Origin of the sequence: Microbacterium sp. LWO13-1.2 (genome assembly GCF_038397725.1) — a bacterium.
In the GTDB taxonomy this organism is placed as follows: Bacteria; Actinomycetota; Actinomycetes; order Actinomycetales; family Microbacteriaceae; genus Microbacterium.
In genome coordinates, this window is the sequence record NZ_CP151634.1 from 3005728 (window position 1) to 3021953 (window position 16226).

Genomic DNA, 16226 nt, shown 5'->3' on the forward strand with positions numbered 1-16226 from the left:
GGACGGGTTCGTTAGAATGGACGACGCCCTGGGCACTGCTCCCGGGCGTGACGACGAGCGGAGAACTATGTCCGGGCATTCCAAGTGGGCGACGACCAAGCACAAGAAGGCGATCATCGACTCTCGCCGTGCGAAGTCGTGGGCCAAGCTCATCAAGAACATCGAAGTCGCGGCGAAGCTGGGCGGTGCCGATCTTCAGGGCAACCCGACGCTGTTCGACGCCATCCTCAAGGCGAAGAAGACCTCCGTCCCGAAGGACAACATCGACCGTGCAGTCAAGCGCGGTGCCGGAATCGGCGGCGAATCCGTCGAGTATCTGTCGATCATGTACGAGGGCTACGGGCCGAACGGCGTCGCCCTCATGATCGAGTGTCTGACCGACAACAAGAACCGTGCCGCCGCCGAGGTGCGCACCGCACTCAGCCGCAACGGCGGCAATCTCGCCGACCCCGGCAGCGTCGCGTACAACTTCACCCGCAAGGGCGTCATCGTGGTCGGCTCCGAGGGCACCACGGAAGACGACATCATGATGGCGGTCCTCGAGGCGGGTGCCGAGGAAGTCGAGCCGCACGGCGACGGCTTCGCCGTCATCACCGAGGCATCCGACCTGGTCGCGGTGCGCACCGCGCTGCAGGACGCGGGCATCGAGTACGAATCGGCCGATGTCGAGTTCGTGCCGAACCTCAAGGTCGAGGTCGACGCCGACACCGCGCGCAAGATCTTCCGGCTCATCGACGCCCTCGAAGACAGCGACGACGTGCAGAACGTGTTCAGCAATTTCGATCTGACCGCCGAGGTGCAGGCCGAGCTCGAGAACGACGAGTAAGGCGAGCCGCACGCTCGATGTCCGCCGTCGCACCTAGCCTGGGGGAGTGACCTCCTCCTCGCTGCGGGTGCTCGGCATCGACCCCGGCCTCACCCGGTGCGGTGTCGGCGTCGTCGACGTCGACCCGGCGCGCCGCGGCACGCTCGTGCACGTCGGCGTGATCCGCTCCTCGCCGGATGCGCCGATCGGTGAGCGTCTCGCGATCATCGCGGCCGGCATCCGCGAGGTCATCGCAGCGCATGAGCCGGATGCGGTGGCGGTGGAGCGCGTCTTCGCGCAGCAGAACAGCCACACCGTGATGGGCACGGCGCAGGCGAGCGGCGTGGCGCTCCTCCTCGCCGCCGAAGCGGGTCTCCCCGCCGCCACGCACACGCCGAGCGAGGTCAAGGCCGCTGTGACCGGCTACGGCTCCGCCGACAAGCGACAGGTGCAGTCGATGATCGCCCGCATCCTTCGTCTCGATGCCCCACCGCAGCCTGCTGACGCCGCCGATGCCCTGGCGATCGCCCTCTGCCACGCCTGGCGGCGGGGGAGCGGTGCCGGCTCGACGCAGGGGGTGCTCACGCCTGCGCAGCGCGCCTGGGCCGACGCGGAGCGTGTCGCTCGAACATATCTACGATCCGCGCCATAGGCTGAAGCAATGATCTCCTCGCTGCACGGTGTCGTCCTGCACACGACGCCCGATCAGGTCGTCCTCGATGTCGGTGGCGTCGGATTCGCCGTCGCCGTGCCCGGCGATGTCGCGCACACCGCGACGGTCGGGGAGCGACTTCTCCTGCACACCAGCCTCATCGTCCGCGAGGATGCGCTGTCGCTTTTCGGATTCGCCGACCGGAGCGAACTCGAGGTCTTCGGACTCCTCATCAGCGTCACCGGCGTCGGACCGAAATCGGCACTCGGCGTGCTCTCCCACCTCACCGTCGACCAGATCGCCGAGGCGGTGACCGCCGAAGACGACGCCCCGTTCCGCCGTGTCTCCGGCATCGGGCCGAAGACGGCGAAGCTCATCGTGCTGCAGCTCGCGGGCAAGGTGAGAGCGGTGGGATTCACCTCGAAGCCGGCTGCCGCCGCAGGTGCAGACGTGGTCACCCAGGTGGCTGCGGCTCTTGTCGGCCTCGGCTGGTCGGAGAGAGTGGCCGCCGAGGCGGCAGCGCAGACGGCCGCAGACTCCACGGATGCCGAGCGCGGCTCTGTCGCGGCTCTGCTCCGACGCACGCTGGCGCTGCTCGGGCCCGCACAGGGCGGTCAGACGCGTGGCTGACGGCCGCGAGGCCGCGGAGCCGGTCGACGACGTCGAGCTCGCGATCGAAGGCGCTCTGCGCCCGACCAGCCTCAGTGAATTCGTCGGACAGCAGAAGGTGCGCGGCCAGCTCGAACTGCTGCTCGAGGCCGCGCGCATCCAGAACCGCACGGCCGATCACATCCTGCTCGCGGGCCCGCCCGGTCTCGGGAAGACCACGCTCGCGATGATCGTCGCGCATGAGAGCCAGCGACCGTTGCGGCTCTCCAGCGGCCCGGCGATCCAGCACGCAGGTGATCTTGCCGCGCTGCTGTCCAGCCTGATCCCGGGCGAGGTTCTCTTCATCGACGAGATCCATCGGATGGCCCGCTCCGCCGAAGAGATGCTCTATCTCGCGATGGAGGACTTCCGTATCGACATCATGGTCGGAAAGGGCGCCGGGGCGACCAGCATCCCCCTGGAGCTGTCGCCGTTCACCCTCGTCGGTGCGACCACGCGGTCCGGTCTGCTGCCGAACCCGTTGCGTGACCGTTTCGGTTTCACCGGCCACCTCGAGTTCTACGACGAGTCGGAGCTCGAGCGGGTGATCGCGCGCTCGGCGCTCGTGCTCGGGGTCGATCTGCCGTCGGATTCGCTGTCCGAGATCGCCCGTCGCTCGCGCGGAACGCCCCGCATCGCCAATCGCCTGCTGCGCCGCGTGCGCGACTACGCCCTCGTGCACGGCAAAGGCGCATCGGCCTCGCTCGGCGACGTGCGTGCGGCACTCGAGCTCTACGACGTCGACTCGATCGGTCTGGACCGCCTCGACCGGGCGGTGCTCGAAGCCCTGGTGCGTCGCTTCCGAGGGGGGCCGGTCGGGCTCAGCACGCTCGCGGTCGCCGTCGGCGAGGAAGGCGAGACGGTCGAAAGCGTCGTCGAACCCTACCTCGTCCGGATCGGTTTTCTCGGGAGGACTCCGCGCGGGCGAATCGCGATGCCGGAGGCATACGCGCACCTCGGGGTGTCTCACCCGGACGGGGCGCTTCGCCTCGATGACCTATAATCGCTGAAGACTTCCCCCCGATACCCCTTGTGCGCCCAAAGGCTGGCGCGTGCACCTGAGAAAGGCGCTTCTCCATGCCCATGGAATTCCTCCTCTTCGGCCTTCTTGCCGTCCTCCTGGTCTTCATGATCTTCAACACGCGCAAGCGCACGAAGCAGATGAAGGCAGAGCAGGAAGAGAAGGCCACCAAGACGGTTCCCGGCGTGAAGGTGCTCCTTCAGGGCGGCATCTTCGGCACGATCGTCGCGTACGACGCTGAGGACCTCGATGCTCCGGCGCTGGTCGAGATCGCTCCCGGAACGGTCATCGAGGTGCACAGCCAGGCGATCCTCCGGATCGTCGAGCCGAAGGACGTCGTCGTCGAAGACGTCGAGGCCGAGCTCGATGGCGATGCCGTCGTCGCGGATGCAGCGGCATCGGACGTCGAGACCGTCGAAGAGACTCGCGCCCGCCTGGACAACGACTCCGACGACAAGAAGTAGTCGCGGCGCCGCGCCCGGCCAATTCTTGCACCGCACAACCGGCTACTCAGAAAGCTGAACTCACGTGGCTTCATCCTCTCCGGTCCGCCATGCGTGGCGGGTCCTCCTCGGCCTGCTTCTCGTGACGGCGGCCCTCTTCGGTGTCAACGCGCTCGGCGTGTACGGATTCCAGAAGAGCTCCTGGACACCTGAACTGGCACTCGACCTGCAGGGCGGCACGCAGATCGTTCTGGGAGCAGCCACCGGAGACGGCTCGGCTCCGACCCAGGAGCAGATGGACCAGGCGGCATCCATCATCCGGCAGCGCGTCGACGCCGCCGGTGTCGCCGAGGCCGACATCACCACCGAGGGCGGACGCAACATCGTCGTCCAGATCCCCGGGGTGGCCGACGAGCAGACGCGTGCCCGGATCCAGGCCAGCGCCCAGCTCGAGTTCCGTGCGGTGATCGCCACGAACGCAGGCACGAACGAGTTCGTCGGCGAGGACGGCAAGAACACGCCGTATCCGACACCGGACCCCTCGCTCAACGCCGTTCCGACGCCGGAGCCCACGGACGCGAGCGACATGGCCTGGGCCACGCCGAAGCTGACGGCTGAGTTCCTCGCCTACGACTGCGCCAACCCCACCGGAGACCCGGCCAATGCGCCGGAGGATCAGCCGCTGATCACCTGCGACGAGACCAAGCAGTTCAAGTACCTCCTCGGCCCGGTCGAACTCACCGGTGATGTGATCGAGGACGCGACCAACGGTCGTGACCCGAAGACCGGGGCATGGCTCGTGCAGTTGACGATGGACGACAAGGGCACCGAGGCCTTCGGCAAGGTCAGCCAGCGTCTGAACGAGAACCGGATCGCCGGTCTCTCGCCTCGTGACCAGTTCGCTTTCGTGCTCGACGGCGATGTGATCTCCGCACCGCGGATGAACGGCCTCATCCAGGACGGCCGCCCCAGCATCTCGGGCAGTTTCACCCTGGAGACCTCCAAGACGCTCGCCGACCAGCTCAAGTACGGTGCACTGCCGCTGAGCTTCACCGTGGAGAGCTCCGACACGATCTCGGCGACCCTCGGCACCCAGCAGCTGCAGATCGGTCTCATTGCCGGTCTCATCGGACTCGCGCTGGTCGCGGTGTACTCGCTGATCAGCTATCGAGCACTCGGCACCGTGATCATCGCCTCGATCGCCGTGATGGCCGTGCTCACCTATGTGATCATCTGCATCCTCGCGTGGCGTCTCGGCTTCCGGCTCTCGCTCGCTGGCGTCGCGGGACTTATCGTGTCGATCGGATTCACGGCCGACTCGTTCATCGTCTACTTCGAGCGCATCCGTGATGAGCTCCGCGACGGCAAGTCGATCACGTCGGCGGTCGAAGACGGATGGGGGCGTGCCAAGCGCACGATCTACATCTCGAAGTCGATCAACATCCTCGCCGCCGTCGTTCTGTACATCCTCGCCGATGCCACGGTGAAGGGCTTCGCGTTCACGCTCGGCCTCACCACCCTGATCGACGTCTTCATCTTCGTGATCTTCACGCACCCGGTGATGCAGCTGCTCGCGCGCACCCGCTTCTTCGGAGGTGGCCATCGCCTGTCTGGTCTCGATCCGGAGGCGCTCGGCTCTGTGTACCGCACTCGCTCGCAGTACCGCGAGGTGGCCACGTCGACCGCCGGTCGCGCCGCCAAGAACGCCCGCTCACGCGGGGAGGCGGATCGTCGGCAGACCATCGCCGAGCGCAAACGCGCCGACGCCCTCGCCGGCGATAGAACCACGAGCTCCGGAAATGAGGGAGACGCCTGATGGCTTCCATGAGTGAGTTCGGCAACAACCTGTACTCGGGAAAGACCTCTTTCCCGTTCGTCGGCAAGCGGCGGTTGTGGTTCATCATCGCGATCGCTCTCGTCGTCGGCGCGGCCCTCGTGCCGGTGTTCCGCCCGATCCAGTTCTCGATCGAGTTCACCGGCGGATCGCAGTTCACGATCGTCGCTCCGGAGAGCACCGACCAGGCGCGCGCCACCGATGCGGTCCGTTCCGTGGCACCCGAGGCCACGACCAAGGTCGTCATCGTCGGCGGAGCCGACGTGCGCGTGCAGACCGACCAGATGAGCGCGGAAGAGACGCAGCAGGTCGCGAGCGCTCTCGCCGACGCCTACAAGGTGGAGGCCGAGAGCGTCACCTCCTCGTTCATCGGCCCGGCCTGGGGTGAGAACGTCACGAAGCAGTCGCTGTGGGGCCTGGCGATCTTCCTCGCCCTGACGTTCCTGATCCTCGCGATCTACTTCCGCACCTGGAAGATGTCGGCTGCGGCCATCATCGGCCTGCTCGATGTGCTGGTCATCACCGTGGGCGTGTACGCGCTGGCAGGCTTCGAGATCTCGCCGGCCGCCGTGATCGGATTCCTGACGATCCTCGCGTACTCGCTCTACGACACCACCGTGGTCTTCGACAAGATCCGCGAGAACACGCTGGAGGACGGCGAGCGTACGTCGCGTCTGTTCGGCGAGTCCGTGAACCTGGCCGTCAACCAGACGCTGATCCGCTCGATCAACACGTCTGTCGTCGCGGCCCTTCCGGTCGGCGCGATCCTCTTCATCGGCGCGTTCTGGCTGGGGGCCGAGACCCTCACCGACATCTCGCTGTCGATCTTCGTCGGCATCATCGTCGCGACCTACTCGACGCTGTTCGTCGCGGCCCCGTTGTACTCGCTGTTCCGCGAGAAGGAACCGCAGATCGCCGAGCGCGACGCGAGGATCCTCGACGCGCGGAGCCGTGCCACGGTCGACGCCTAGACAGTGCTTTCGCTGGCGGGGCTGAGTCCCCGCCAGCGCGCGTAGGATGATCTGACCCGGAGGTGATGGATGGCGGAGGCGAACCCGTCGGCGCAGGGCTCGAGTCTGCGACGGCTCGTGCCCCGTATCTTCTCGCGCGCTCCGCGGATCAATGATCTCGACAATCTGATCAGGACGGTCAGGGCGAACCATCCGCGCGGTGACTTCTCGGTCATCGAACGGGCCTACGCGGTCGCGAAGGACAAGCACTCCGGGCAACTGCGCCAGAGCGGCGAACCGTACATCACTCATCCGCTCGCCGTGGCCCAGATCCTCGCCGAACTCGGCCTCGGTCCGCGTGCGATCGCTGCTGCCCTGCTGCATGACACGGTCGAGGACACCGGCTACGCACTCACCGATCTGACGGCGGAGTTCGGCGACGAGGTCGCGATGCTGGTCGACGGCGTCACCAAGCTCGACAAGGTCAAGTACGGCGAGAGCGCACAGGCCGAGACGGTCCGCAAGATGATCGTGGCGATGTCCAAGGACATCAGAGTGCTGCTGATCAAGCTCGCCGACCGTCTGCACAACGCTCGGACCTGGGGCTTCGTCCCCCCGGAGAAAGCCGCCAAGAAGGCCAAGGAGACGCTGGAGATCTATGCGCCCCTGGCGAATCGACTCGGCATCCAGGCCATCAAATCGGAGCTCGAGGATCTCTCCTTCGCGGTTCTGCATCCGAAGATCTACAACGAGATCCACAGCCTCATCGCGCAGCGCACGCCGCAACGAGAGCAGTACCTGCAGAAGGTCGTGGAGGAGATCGACGAGGATCTTCGTGACCTGCGCATCCGCGGCAAGGTCGTAGGCCGGCCCAAGCAGCTGTATTCGGTGTACCAGAAGATGGTCGTGCGCGGTCGCGAGTTCGACGACATCTACGACCTCATCGGCATCCGGGTCCTGGTCGGCTCCGTGCGCGACTGCTACGCCGTGCTCGGTGCGATCCACGCCCGCTGGACGCCTCTGCCGGGGCGGTTCAAGGATTACATCGCCACCCCGAAGTTCAACCTCTACCAGTCGCTGCACACCACGGTGATCGGCCCAGGTGGCCGGACGGTCGAGATCCAGATCCGCACCAACGAGATGCATCACCAGGCCGAGTACGGCGTCGCCGCTCACTGGATGTACAAGGAACGGATGAACGGCGGCAAGACCGAGGTCCGCGCCTCCGATGCGGACATGGCGTGGCTTGCGCACATCTCGGACTGGCAGGCGGAGACGGCGGATCCCGGCGAGTTCCTCGATTCGCTGCGCTTCGAGATCGGGGCGAAAGAGGTCTACGTCTTCACGCCGAAGGGGCGTGTCGTCGGCCTGCCCGCCAGCGCGACTCCGGTCGATTTCGCGTATGCCGTGCACACCGAGATCGGCCATCGCACCATGGGCGCGAAGGTCAACGGACGGCTGGTGCCGCTGGAGTCGGAGCTGAAGAGCGGCGATGTCGTCGAAGTCTTCACGTCGAAGAACCCCGATGCCGGACCGAGCCAGGACTGGCTGGGATTCGTGCGCAGCACACGTGCGCGCAACAAGATCCGCGGCTGGTTCACCAAGGAGCGTCGCGAAGAGGCGATCGAGCAGGGCAAGGAAGCCATCGCCAGGGCGATGCGCCGGCAGAATCTGCCGCTGCAGCGTCTGATGAACCAGGACTCCTTCGCGGAGGTCGCCCACCAGCTGCGCTACGAAGACGTCTCGGCGTTGTACGCGGCCGTCGGCGAAGGCCATGTCTCCACCCAATCGGTGCTCGAGAAGGTCACCGCCCTCGTGGCCGACAACGACACCACCACGGGCGCGATCGACCTTCCGGGCAGCGTACCGACCAGGGAGCCGCGCAGCGGCGACTCCGGCATTCTGGTCCGCGGTGCCGCCGACATCCTGGTCAAGCTCGCGAAGTGCTGCACCCCGGTACCCGGCGACCCGATCGTCGGCTTCGTCACCCGCGGCAGCGGAGTATCAGTGCACCGCGCCGACTGCGTCAACGTGAAGGCGCTGAGCGGGGAGCAGGATCGATTCGTCGAGGTCTCCTGGGCGCCGACGACGAAGAGCGTGTTCCGGGTCCACATCCAGGTCGAAGCGCTGGATCGCTCCGGTCTTCTCTCGGATGTCACTCGTGTTCTGAGCGAGCACCACGTGAACATCCTCTCGGCAACCGTCTCGACGACCGACGAGCGTCTCGCGATCAGCCGTTTCGTGTTCGAGATGGGCGATGCCGTGCATCTGGACCGGGTGCTCAACGCGGTGCGAAGGATCGATGCGGTCTACGACGTCTACCGGGTCACCACCTCGTAGCCGCTTCTTCATTCCCGCTGTTCGATCCACGTCAGGGCGGCGCGGGTTCCGGGCACCCGGTGCAGAGTCCGCACCTCGTGCGCGGCGGCCGCAACGAGCCCGGGGGTGAGCTCTGCGAGGGCCGCCGCCCAGGTCGCCGAGGCAGGATCCCGGTGGATGCCGAGGATCAGATCGATCATGGTGCGCAGTGGCGTCGATACCGACAGCCCGGCGATCTGCGTGAGATCACCGGGCGCGAGAAGCACATCATGGAAGATCAGTCGTGCGCTGACAGCAGGGCGCAGGCGTCTGGCGACGGCACGTCGTGCGTGATGGGGCGACGGCGGACCGTCACCCGCTCCGTGGATCCAGGCCGCGGAAGGGCCGGACGCCGCCATGCCCGGCATGATCAGCGAGCGGAGGCCCGCAGCCCGCACCTCGGGTCCCTCGACAAGATCCGCCGGGATGTAGCCCTCTCCGAGTTCGACGACGTGGCCGTCCAGTCGCGCCGCACTCAGCTCCGGCTGTGCGAGCCGGTCACCGGGCAGATAGAAGAGCGCGGGGTGCATCACGCCAGTGTGGCGCAGCGCACCCCGCGCTCAGATCCTCCGCAGAGGATCTGTGGATAACGTCAGGAACCGAGGGCGTTCAGCCAGGCGCGACGCGCCTCCAGGGCATCCGCCGCGGCCTTCGCCGCCTTCTTATCGCCGGCCTTCTCCGCCGCAGCCAGTTCGGCCTCGAGCTTCTCGATGGCCTCGAGCAGCTGCGAACTCATGTCGTTCGCCCTGGCCGTGGTCGTCGGGTTGTTCTTCTTCCAGTCGACGTCCTCGCGGGCCTTGAGCGCCTGCTCGATGACGCGCAGTCGGTCGTCGAGGGCACGTTCCTTCTCGCGCGGGAAGATCCGTCCGCCGTCGTCCCACTGGCGCTGGATACGAGTGAGCAGGGCGCGGGCGCGCTTGATGTTCGACTCGTCGGCAACCGCCTTCGCCTCCTCGAGAAGCGCTTCGCGCTCCTCGATCCGGGGAGCGGATTCGGCTTCCTCGGCTGCTGCCTGCTCGCTGCGCGCGGCGTAGAGGGCGTCGCCGGCGGCCTTGAACTTCGCCCACAGTGCGTCATCGACCTTGCGGCCGGCCCGTCCTGCTGCCTTCCACTCGTCGAGGAGCGTGCGGTAGGAGGGGATGCCGTCGACACCACGAGGGGCCAGAGCCTCTGCGCGCTCGACGAGACGTGCCTTCACATCGCGTGCGGCCTTGTGCGTGTCGTCGAGTTCCGAGTAGAACGCGCGGCGCTGCTTGTCGACCACGGCGCGAGCATCACGGAAACGCTTCCAGAGCTGCTGGGAGATGCCCTTGGACAGTCGCGGGCCATTCTGCTGCTGGGCCTGCCAGGTGTCGAAGAGCTCGCCGAGCTCAGCGGTGACCTGCTTCCACTGCACCTTGGTGAGGTCTCGCGCGGCGATCTCCTCGGCGCGCTCGACCAGAGCGGTGCGCTCGGCCACGGCCTGGTCGACGAGTTCCTTCGCCTGCTGCGCCTCCTGAGCGGTCGCCTCCGAGAGAGAGGAAGTCAGAGCGTTGAGGCGCTCGCGCAGCGAGGCGAGGTCGCCGACAGCGGCCGCATCCGTCGCCTCGTCGAGGAGGTGACCGGCCTGCTTCACCAGGTCGCTGGCGGTTGCGCCGCCGGCCTTGTGGCGCTGCTCGAGCGTGTGCACCTTGAACGCGATGTCATCGAACTTGCGCACGAAGTAGGCGAGAGCCTCGTCGGATGTGCCGTCCGGGTACTGTCCGACGACCCGCCACTCGTCGCCCTCGCGCACTTCGACCGTGCCGTCCTCCGCGACTCTGCCCCACTGGGCTGCGCCGCTGGTCGCGGGCGCGGTCGGCGTCACCGGGGCGACGGCCGCCGGTGTCGGGATCTTCCGCGGCAGAGGAGCAGCCGGGGGAGCAGGAACGGGTGGAGTCGGCTTCGAAGGCTCGTTGGCAGACACAGTGAATTCTCCTTGCGCGGTCAGCCCGCGGGAGGCGGAAAGGACGAGGTTCAGCCTAGTACGTGACGACTCCACGAACAGGGCACGCGTGTTCACACGACCGTCACTGGATTGTGAGGAGATCGTTCGACGGGTGAAACACAGATCGTCACGTCCGGGAAACACCGCGCTCCTATCGTCGCCAGCACGACATATCCATCCCGGTCGACAGGAGCGATGATGAACGACACCGCGAGCACGCAGCAGGAGATCCTGGTCGTCGGAGCCGGAATGGTGGCGCACCGCTTCGTGGAGAGCCTGCTCACCCGCACCGATGCGGCACTGCGGGTCACCGTGGTGGGCGACGAAGGACGACACCCCTATGACCGGGTGGGACTGACCGGCTTCTTCTCGGGGGCATCCGCCGACGATCTGGTCCTGGATCGCGCCGTGTTCGACGATCCTCGGGTCCGTCTCATCCCGGACGACCGGGTGCTGCGCATCGATCGGGCCGCGAAGACGGTCTCCACCAGGGCCCGGCGCACGCTGAGTTACGACTCGCTGGTGCTCGCGACCGGGTCGTACGCGGCCAGGGTGGCTGTGGACGGTGCCGACCTCCCCGGATGCTTCGTGTACCGGACGTTGGACGACGTGCAGGCGCTGCGCGACTTCGTTCAGAAGCGCGAGCGGATGCTGGGGCGCCCGCTGCGTGGCGCGGTGATCGGCGGCGGCCTGCTCGGCCTCGAGGCTGCGGGTGCCCTTCAGGGGATGGACGTCGACGCCACGGTCGTGCAGTACTCGGACCGGCTGATGTCCAACCAGCTGGATGCCGCCGGGGCCGGCATGCTGCGCCGCCTGCTCGAGGCGCGCGGTATCTCGGTACGTACCGAGGCGCGCACCACGCGACTCGATCCTGACGACTCCGGTGCGGTCACGGCGCTCGAGTTCCAGGACGGATCTTTCCATCGCGCGGACGTGGTCGTGTTCACGGTCGGCGTGCGGCCACGCGATGAGCTCGCCCGTGGCGCGGAGCTCGCCGTGCACCCGCGCGGCGGCGTCGTCATCGACGAGCGCTGCTCGACCTCCGATGCGCACATCCTCGCGATCGGCGAGGTCGCGAACTACGAGGGGCGCTGCGTCGGTCTCGTCGCTCCCGGCTATGCGATGGCCGAGGTCGCGGCGACCAGGCTGCTCGGCGGTGAGGCGACTTTCCCCGGCTACGACGAGTCGGCGAAGCTCAAGCTCTCGGGTGTCGACGTGGCGAGCTTCGGCGATGCGATGGCCACCACCCCCAACGCGCTCGACGTCGTCTACGCCGATCCGGTCGCCGGCGTCTACAAGAAGCTCGTGCTCTCCGATGATGCGCAGACGCTGCTCGGCGGCATCCTGGTTGGTGATGCTGCGGCCTACGGCTCTCTGCGTCCGCTCGTCGGGGCCCGGTTGGGCGCGGATCCGGCCGCCTATCTGCTGCCCGAGGGCGGCGTCGAGGCACCCGGCGGCGAACTGCCCGACGAGGCCGTCGTCTGCTCCTGCTCCAATGTGACGGCTGGTCGCATCCGCCAGGCCGTGCACGAGGAGGGCTGCGCCGACGCGGCAGCGGTCAAGGGGTGCACGAAGGCGGGCGCCACCTGCGGCTCCTGCGTGCTGATGGTGAAGAAGGTCGTCGGCCAGGAACTCACCAAGCTCGGTCAGACCGTGTCGAACGCGCTGTGCGAGCACTTCGAGATGTCGCGGCGTCAGCTGTTCGACGCCGTGCGGGTCGCTCAGCTCACGACCTTCAGCTCGATCGTCGAGCGATTCGGCCGCGGCCGGGGCTGCGACATCTGCAAACCGGCCATCGCCAGCATCCTCGCGGTCCTCGTCGGCGCCCACGTGCTCGACGGCGAGAATGCCACGCTTCAGGACACCAACGACCACGTGATGGCCAACATGCAGAAGGACGGCACCTACTCGGTCGTGCCGCGGATGCCCGGCGGCGAAGTGACCCCGGACGGCCTGCTCGTGATCGGTCAGATCGCCAAGGACTTCGCGCTGTACACGAAGATCACCGGCGGGCAGCGGATCGACATGTTCGGTGCGCGGATCGAGCAGCTTCCGGCGATCTGGGGCCGGCTCGTCGACGCAGGCTTCGAATCCGGGCACGCCTACGGGAAGTCGCTGCGCACGGTGAAATCGTGCGTCGGCTCGACGTGGTGCCGGTTCGGTGTGTTGGACTCGGTGGGGATGGCCGTGCGCCTGGAGCTGAGGTATCGCGGACTGCGCGCTCCGCACAAGCTGAAGGTCGGCGTATCGGGCTGCGCCAGGGAATGCGCCGAGGCGCGCTCGAAGGACGTCGGGGTGATCGCAACCGAGACCGGGTGGAACATGTACGTCGGCGGCAACGGCGGCTTCTCACCACGGCATGCCGAGCTGCTCGCCACCGATCTCGACGACGAAGGGCTGATCCGCGCGATCGATCGCTTCTTCATGTACTACATCCGCACCGCCGACCGGCTGCAGCGCACCGCTCCCTGGTGCGAAGAGCTCGAGGGCGGACTCGACGGCCTGAAAGCGGTGATCTTCGACGACAGTCTCGGCATCTGCGCGGATCTCGACGAGGCGATGGCCGGGCACGTCGACCGCTACGAGGACGAGTGGGCGGCCACACTTCGCGACCCCGCGAAGCTGGCGCGCTTCCGCTCGTTCGTCAATGCGGGGGACACCCCGGATCCCTCGCTCGCCTATGTGGCCGAGCGCGGGCAGATCCGCCCGGCGACGACCGAGGAGCGCCGCACCGGTGGCGTCCTGATCGCGGGCACGGCATTGGAGGTCAGACGAGGATGAGCACGGTGATCGATGTGACGATGGTACGGGTCTGCACGCTCGACGATCTCGAGGTGGAGCGCGGCAGGGCTGCCCTGATCGATGGCGACCAGGTCGCGCTCTTCCTGCTGGCAGACGGCACGGTGCATGCGGTCGACAACCTCGACCCGTACAGCGGTGCGCAGGTGATCTCGCGGGGAATCGTCGGCAGCAGGGGTGAGGCGCCGACGGTCGCCTCACCCCTGCACAAGCAGGTGTTCGATCTCCGCACCGGGAAATGCCTCGACACCCAGGGCAAGGCGAACGCCGAGCTGCGGGTGTGGGGCGTCCAGGTGATCGACGGCGCCGTGCACCTGGAGATCGGACGGGAGCGGTCATGACGACGATGCTCGGCCTTTCGCTGCGCGGCCGCGAGGTGCTGATGGTCGGCGGAGGTGCGGTGACGGCCCGCCGGCTGCGCCGTTTCCTCGCGGACGGTGCACGGGTGCGCGTCATCGCACCGGAACTTTCGGACGAGACCCGCGATCTCATCGCGGAGAACGCCGTCACCTGGTATCCGCGGCGCTTCCGCCGTGGGGACATCGCCGGCGCCTGGATCGTGCACACCGCCACCGGCGACAGGAAGGTCGATCGAGCCGTCGCCGCTCAGTGCGAGCGTCGACGTGTGATCTGCATCGACGCCTCGGACGGCACCATCGGCTCGGCACGGCTGACGGCTCAGACGTCGTCCGGTGACGTCGTGATCGGAGTGACCGGCGAGCTCGGCGTCGACCCCCGGCGTTCCGTCGAGGTCCGCGACGCTGTCGCCGGGTTGCTCACCTCGGGTCGACTGCCCGTTCGACGTCATCGGCCGGGACTGCTCGGACGCGTCGATCTGATCGGCGGTGGCCCCGGCCCCGCTGACCTGATGACGGTGCGGGCGCGGAGACTGCTCGCCGAAGCCGATGTCGTCATCGCCGATCGGCTGGGCCCGGCGGCGGAACTGCGCTCCGAACTGGCCCCCGGCGTGCTCGTGATCGACGTCGGCAAGCGTCCGGGGCACCACCCTGTGCCCCAGCACGAGATCAACGCCCTGCTTGTCGAGCACGCGCGAGCCGGGAAGCGGGTGGTCCGTCTGAAGGGCGGCGATCCCTTCGTCCTCGGTCGCGGTGGCGAGGAGGTCGTCGCCTGCGTCACGGCCGGAGTGCCGGTGGACGTGACGCCCGGCGTGAGCAGTGCGATCTCCGTGCCGCAGTCGGCCGGAATCCCGGTCACTCACCGGGGTGTGGCATCCGCCGTGCATGTCGTGAACGGCCAGGGCGACGTCACCGATGCCACCTTCGCCGCGATGAAGGATGACTCGGTCACCACTGTCGTCCTGATGGGGGTCGCGGCGTTGCCGCGGATCGTCGCGGCAGCGCTCGCGTACGGCATCCCCGAGCAGCAGCCTGTGGCTATTGTGGAGAACGGCCATACCCCCATCCAGCGGACGATCCGGAGCACACTGATGAACGTCGTCGCCGAAGCGGATGCAGCGCAGGTGCAGAACCCGTCCGTGATCGTCTTCGGCGGCGTTGCCGCGGCCGGCCTGCTGCTGCCGATCACCGGACAGCTCGCCGAGAGCACCGCGTGACGAAGCCGCGAGCCACAGGGCCGCGCGTGCTCGATGCCGCACTCGCCGGTTGTACCATCATCGTCGCGGCGGATCGCCGCTCGGTGGACCTCGCCACGGCGCTGGAACGACGTGGCGCGCAGGTGCACCGCGCCCCGGCGCTGAGTATCGTCCCCAACGCGGACGATGCTGAGCTGCTGCGCCGAACCGAGCAGCTGGTGGCGTCTCCTCCCGACATCGTCGTCGTCACCACGGGTGTGGGCTTCCGCGGCTGGATGGATGCCGCTCATGAGCACGGCCTCGACGCACGTCTGGACGCCGCTCTCGCGGATGCGCAGTTCGTCGCGAGGGGGCCGAAGGCGCACGGGGCGATCCAGCAGGCCGGATTCACCGCCGACTGGGTCGCGGAATCGGAGACCTCCGCCGAAGTGGGCGAGTATCTGCTCGCCTCGCGTATCGCCGGCAAACGGATCGCCATCCAGCACCACGGCGCGGGCGCCGACGGTCTCGATGAGCTACTCGCCGCCGAGGGCGCCGACGTCGTCAGCATCACGGTGTATCGCTGGGGACCGCCGCCCGACCCCGAGATCGTGCGGCGATCCGCGCTGCAGGCGGGCTCCGGCGAAGCGGATGCGGTGCTGTTCACCTCGGCGCCGGGCGCGGCATCATGGCTGCGCGTCGCCGAGGAAGTCGGCGCTCTTGACGAGATCAGAGTCCGCGCGAGCACGGGCCGCCTGCTGCTCGCGGCGGTCGGACCGATCACGGTGCAGCCCCTGCTCGACGCCGATCTGCGCGCGACGGTCGCCGAGCGCGGGCGCCTCGGCTCGTTGGCGCGATGCGTCATCGGTCATTTCGGCGGTGGTCGGGCCCCGTCCCGACACACGGCGGCAGGACGCGTGGAGGTGCGCAGCGGCGGCATCCTGGTCGACGAGACGTTCATTCCCTTGTCGCGCACGGCGGCCCGGCTCATCGAGGCGCTCTTCCTCGCGGGCGGGAACGTTCTCTCGCGGCAGGAACTCGGCCGGATCCTTCCCGGTGCCGAGCGCAACCCGCACGCGGTAGAGGTCGCGATCGCGCGCCTGCGTGACGCTCTCGGCGATCTCGATCTGGTCCGCACCGTCGTCAAGCGCGGCTATCGCCTCGCCGTCGAAGACTGACCGCAGACGCGACGGTGCCCGGTGAGCGAACGCTCACCGGG

Annotated in this window: 14 protein-coding genes; 12 read left to right on the forward strand and 2 right to left on the reverse strand. The window is 67.7% G+C overall.

All coding sequences use genetic code 11. The features are described from left to right. The first annotated feature begins 67 nt into the window (after nucleotides 1–67). The 8 genes from MRBLWO13_RS14335 (at nucleotide 68) to MRBLWO13_RS14370 (ending at nucleotide 8693) form a co-directional block, all read left to right on the forward strand. On the forward strand, nucleotides 68–826 hold the full coding sequence (locus tag MRBLWO13_RS14335) for a YebC/PmpR family DNA-binding transcriptional regulator (protein WP_341978420.1): 759 nt from the start codon (nucleotides 68–70) through the stop codon (nucleotides 824–826). Nucleotides 827–872: 46 nt separating this feature from the next. Next, a complete protein-coding gene (gene ruvC, locus MRBLWO13_RS14340; protein WP_341974691.1) occupies nucleotides 873–1457 on the forward strand; it encodes a crossover junction endodeoxyribonuclease RuvC in 585 nt (194 codons plus the stop codon). 9 nt (nucleotides 1458–1466) lie between these two features. Next, a complete protein-coding gene (gene ruvA, locus MRBLWO13_RS14345) occupies nucleotides 1467–2087 on the forward strand; it encodes a Holliday junction branch migration protein RuvA (protein WP_341974693.1) in 621 nt (206 codons plus the stop codon). Beyond that, nucleotides 2080–3108, forward strand: a complete 1029-nt coding sequence (gene ruvB, locus MRBLWO13_RS14350; protein WP_341974694.1) for a Holliday junction branch migration DNA helicase RuvB — start codon at nucleotides 2080–2082, stop codon at nucleotides 3106–3108. The genes ruvA and ruvB overlap by 8 nt, the downstream gene beginning before the upstream one ends. 74 nt (nucleotides 3109–3182) lie before the next feature. Next, nucleotides 3183–3590 carry a preprotein translocase subunit YajC gene (locus MRBLWO13_RS14355; RefSeq protein WP_341974696.1) on the forward strand — a complete coding sequence of 136 codons (408 nt, stop codon included), beginning with the start codon at nucleotides 3183–3185 and terminating at the stop codon, nucleotides 3588–3590. 64 nt (nucleotides 3591–3654) lie between these two features. Next, nucleotides 3655–5385, forward strand: a complete 1731-nt coding sequence (secD, locus tag MRBLWO13_RS14360; RefSeq protein WP_341974697.1) for a protein translocase subunit SecD — start codon at nucleotides 3655–3657, stop codon at nucleotides 5383–5385. Beyond that, entirely contained in the window at nucleotides 5385–6374 is a 990-nt protein-coding gene (gene secF / locus MRBLWO13_RS14365) for a protein translocase subunit SecF (RefSeq protein WP_341974698.1), read from the forward strand. The genes secD and secF overlap by 1 nt, the downstream gene beginning before the upstream one ends. Nucleotides 6375–6443: 69 nt before the next feature. Beyond that, nucleotides 6444–8693 (forward strand): bifunctional (p)ppGpp synthetase/guanosine-3',5'-bis(diphosphate) 3'-pyrophosphohydrolase, encoded by a 2250-nt coding sequence (locus tag MRBLWO13_RS14370; protein ID WP_341974700.1) that lies wholly within the window; start codon nucleotides 6444–6446, stop codon nucleotides 8691–8693. 8 nt (nucleotides 8694–8701) lie between these two features. On the opposite strand, the gene MRBLWO13_RS14375 is transcribed toward MRBLWO13_RS14370, so the two are convergent. Continuing rightward, the gene (locus MRBLWO13_RS14375; RefSeq protein WP_341974702.1) at nucleotides 8702–9241 is read right to left on the reverse strand and encodes an SAM-dependent methyltransferase; all 540 of its coding nucleotides are present in this window, start codon (nucleotides 9239–9241) and stop codon (nucleotides 8702–8704) included. Nucleotides 9242–9303: 62 nt separating this feature from the next. Further along, a complete protein-coding gene (locus tag MRBLWO13_RS14380; RefSeq protein ID WP_341974704.1) occupies nucleotides 9304–10656 on the reverse strand; it encodes a DUF349 domain-containing protein in 1353 nt (450 codons plus the stop codon). A 219-nt stretch (nucleotides 10657–10875) separates the two neighbouring features. Between MRBLWO13_RS14380 and nirB the strand changes: the two genes are divergently transcribed. The 4 genes from nirB to MRBLWO13_RS14400 are packed head-to-tail and all read left to right on the forward strand — an operon-like array spanning nucleotide 10876 to nucleotide 16185. After that, entirely contained in the window at nucleotides 10876–13458 is a 2583-nt protein-coding gene (gene nirB / locus MRBLWO13_RS14385) for a nitrite reductase large subunit NirB (RefSeq protein WP_341974706.1), read from the forward strand. Next, nucleotides 13455–13817, forward strand: a complete 363-nt coding sequence (gene nirD / locus MRBLWO13_RS14390) for a nitrite reductase small subunit NirD (RefSeq protein ID WP_341974708.1) — start codon at nucleotides 13455–13457, stop codon at nucleotides 13815–13817. Before nirB ends, nirD begins: the two co-directional genes overlap by 4 nt. Continuing rightward, nucleotides 13814–15049 (forward strand): uroporphyrinogen-III C-methyltransferase, encoded by a 1236-nt coding sequence (gene cobA, locus MRBLWO13_RS14395; RefSeq protein WP_341974709.1) that lies wholly within the window; start codon nucleotides 13814–13816, stop codon nucleotides 15047–15049. The genes nirD and cobA overlap by 4 nt, the downstream gene beginning before the upstream one ends. Further along, the gene (locus MRBLWO13_RS14400; protein WP_341974710.1) at nucleotides 15046–16185 is read left to right on the forward strand and encodes a uroporphyrinogen-III synthase; all 1140 of its coding nucleotides are present in this window, start codon (nucleotides 15046–15048) and stop codon (nucleotides 16183–16185) included. Before cobA ends, MRBLWO13_RS14400 begins: the two co-directional genes overlap by 4 nt. The last annotated feature ends 41 nt before the right edge of the window (nucleotides 16186–16226 follow it).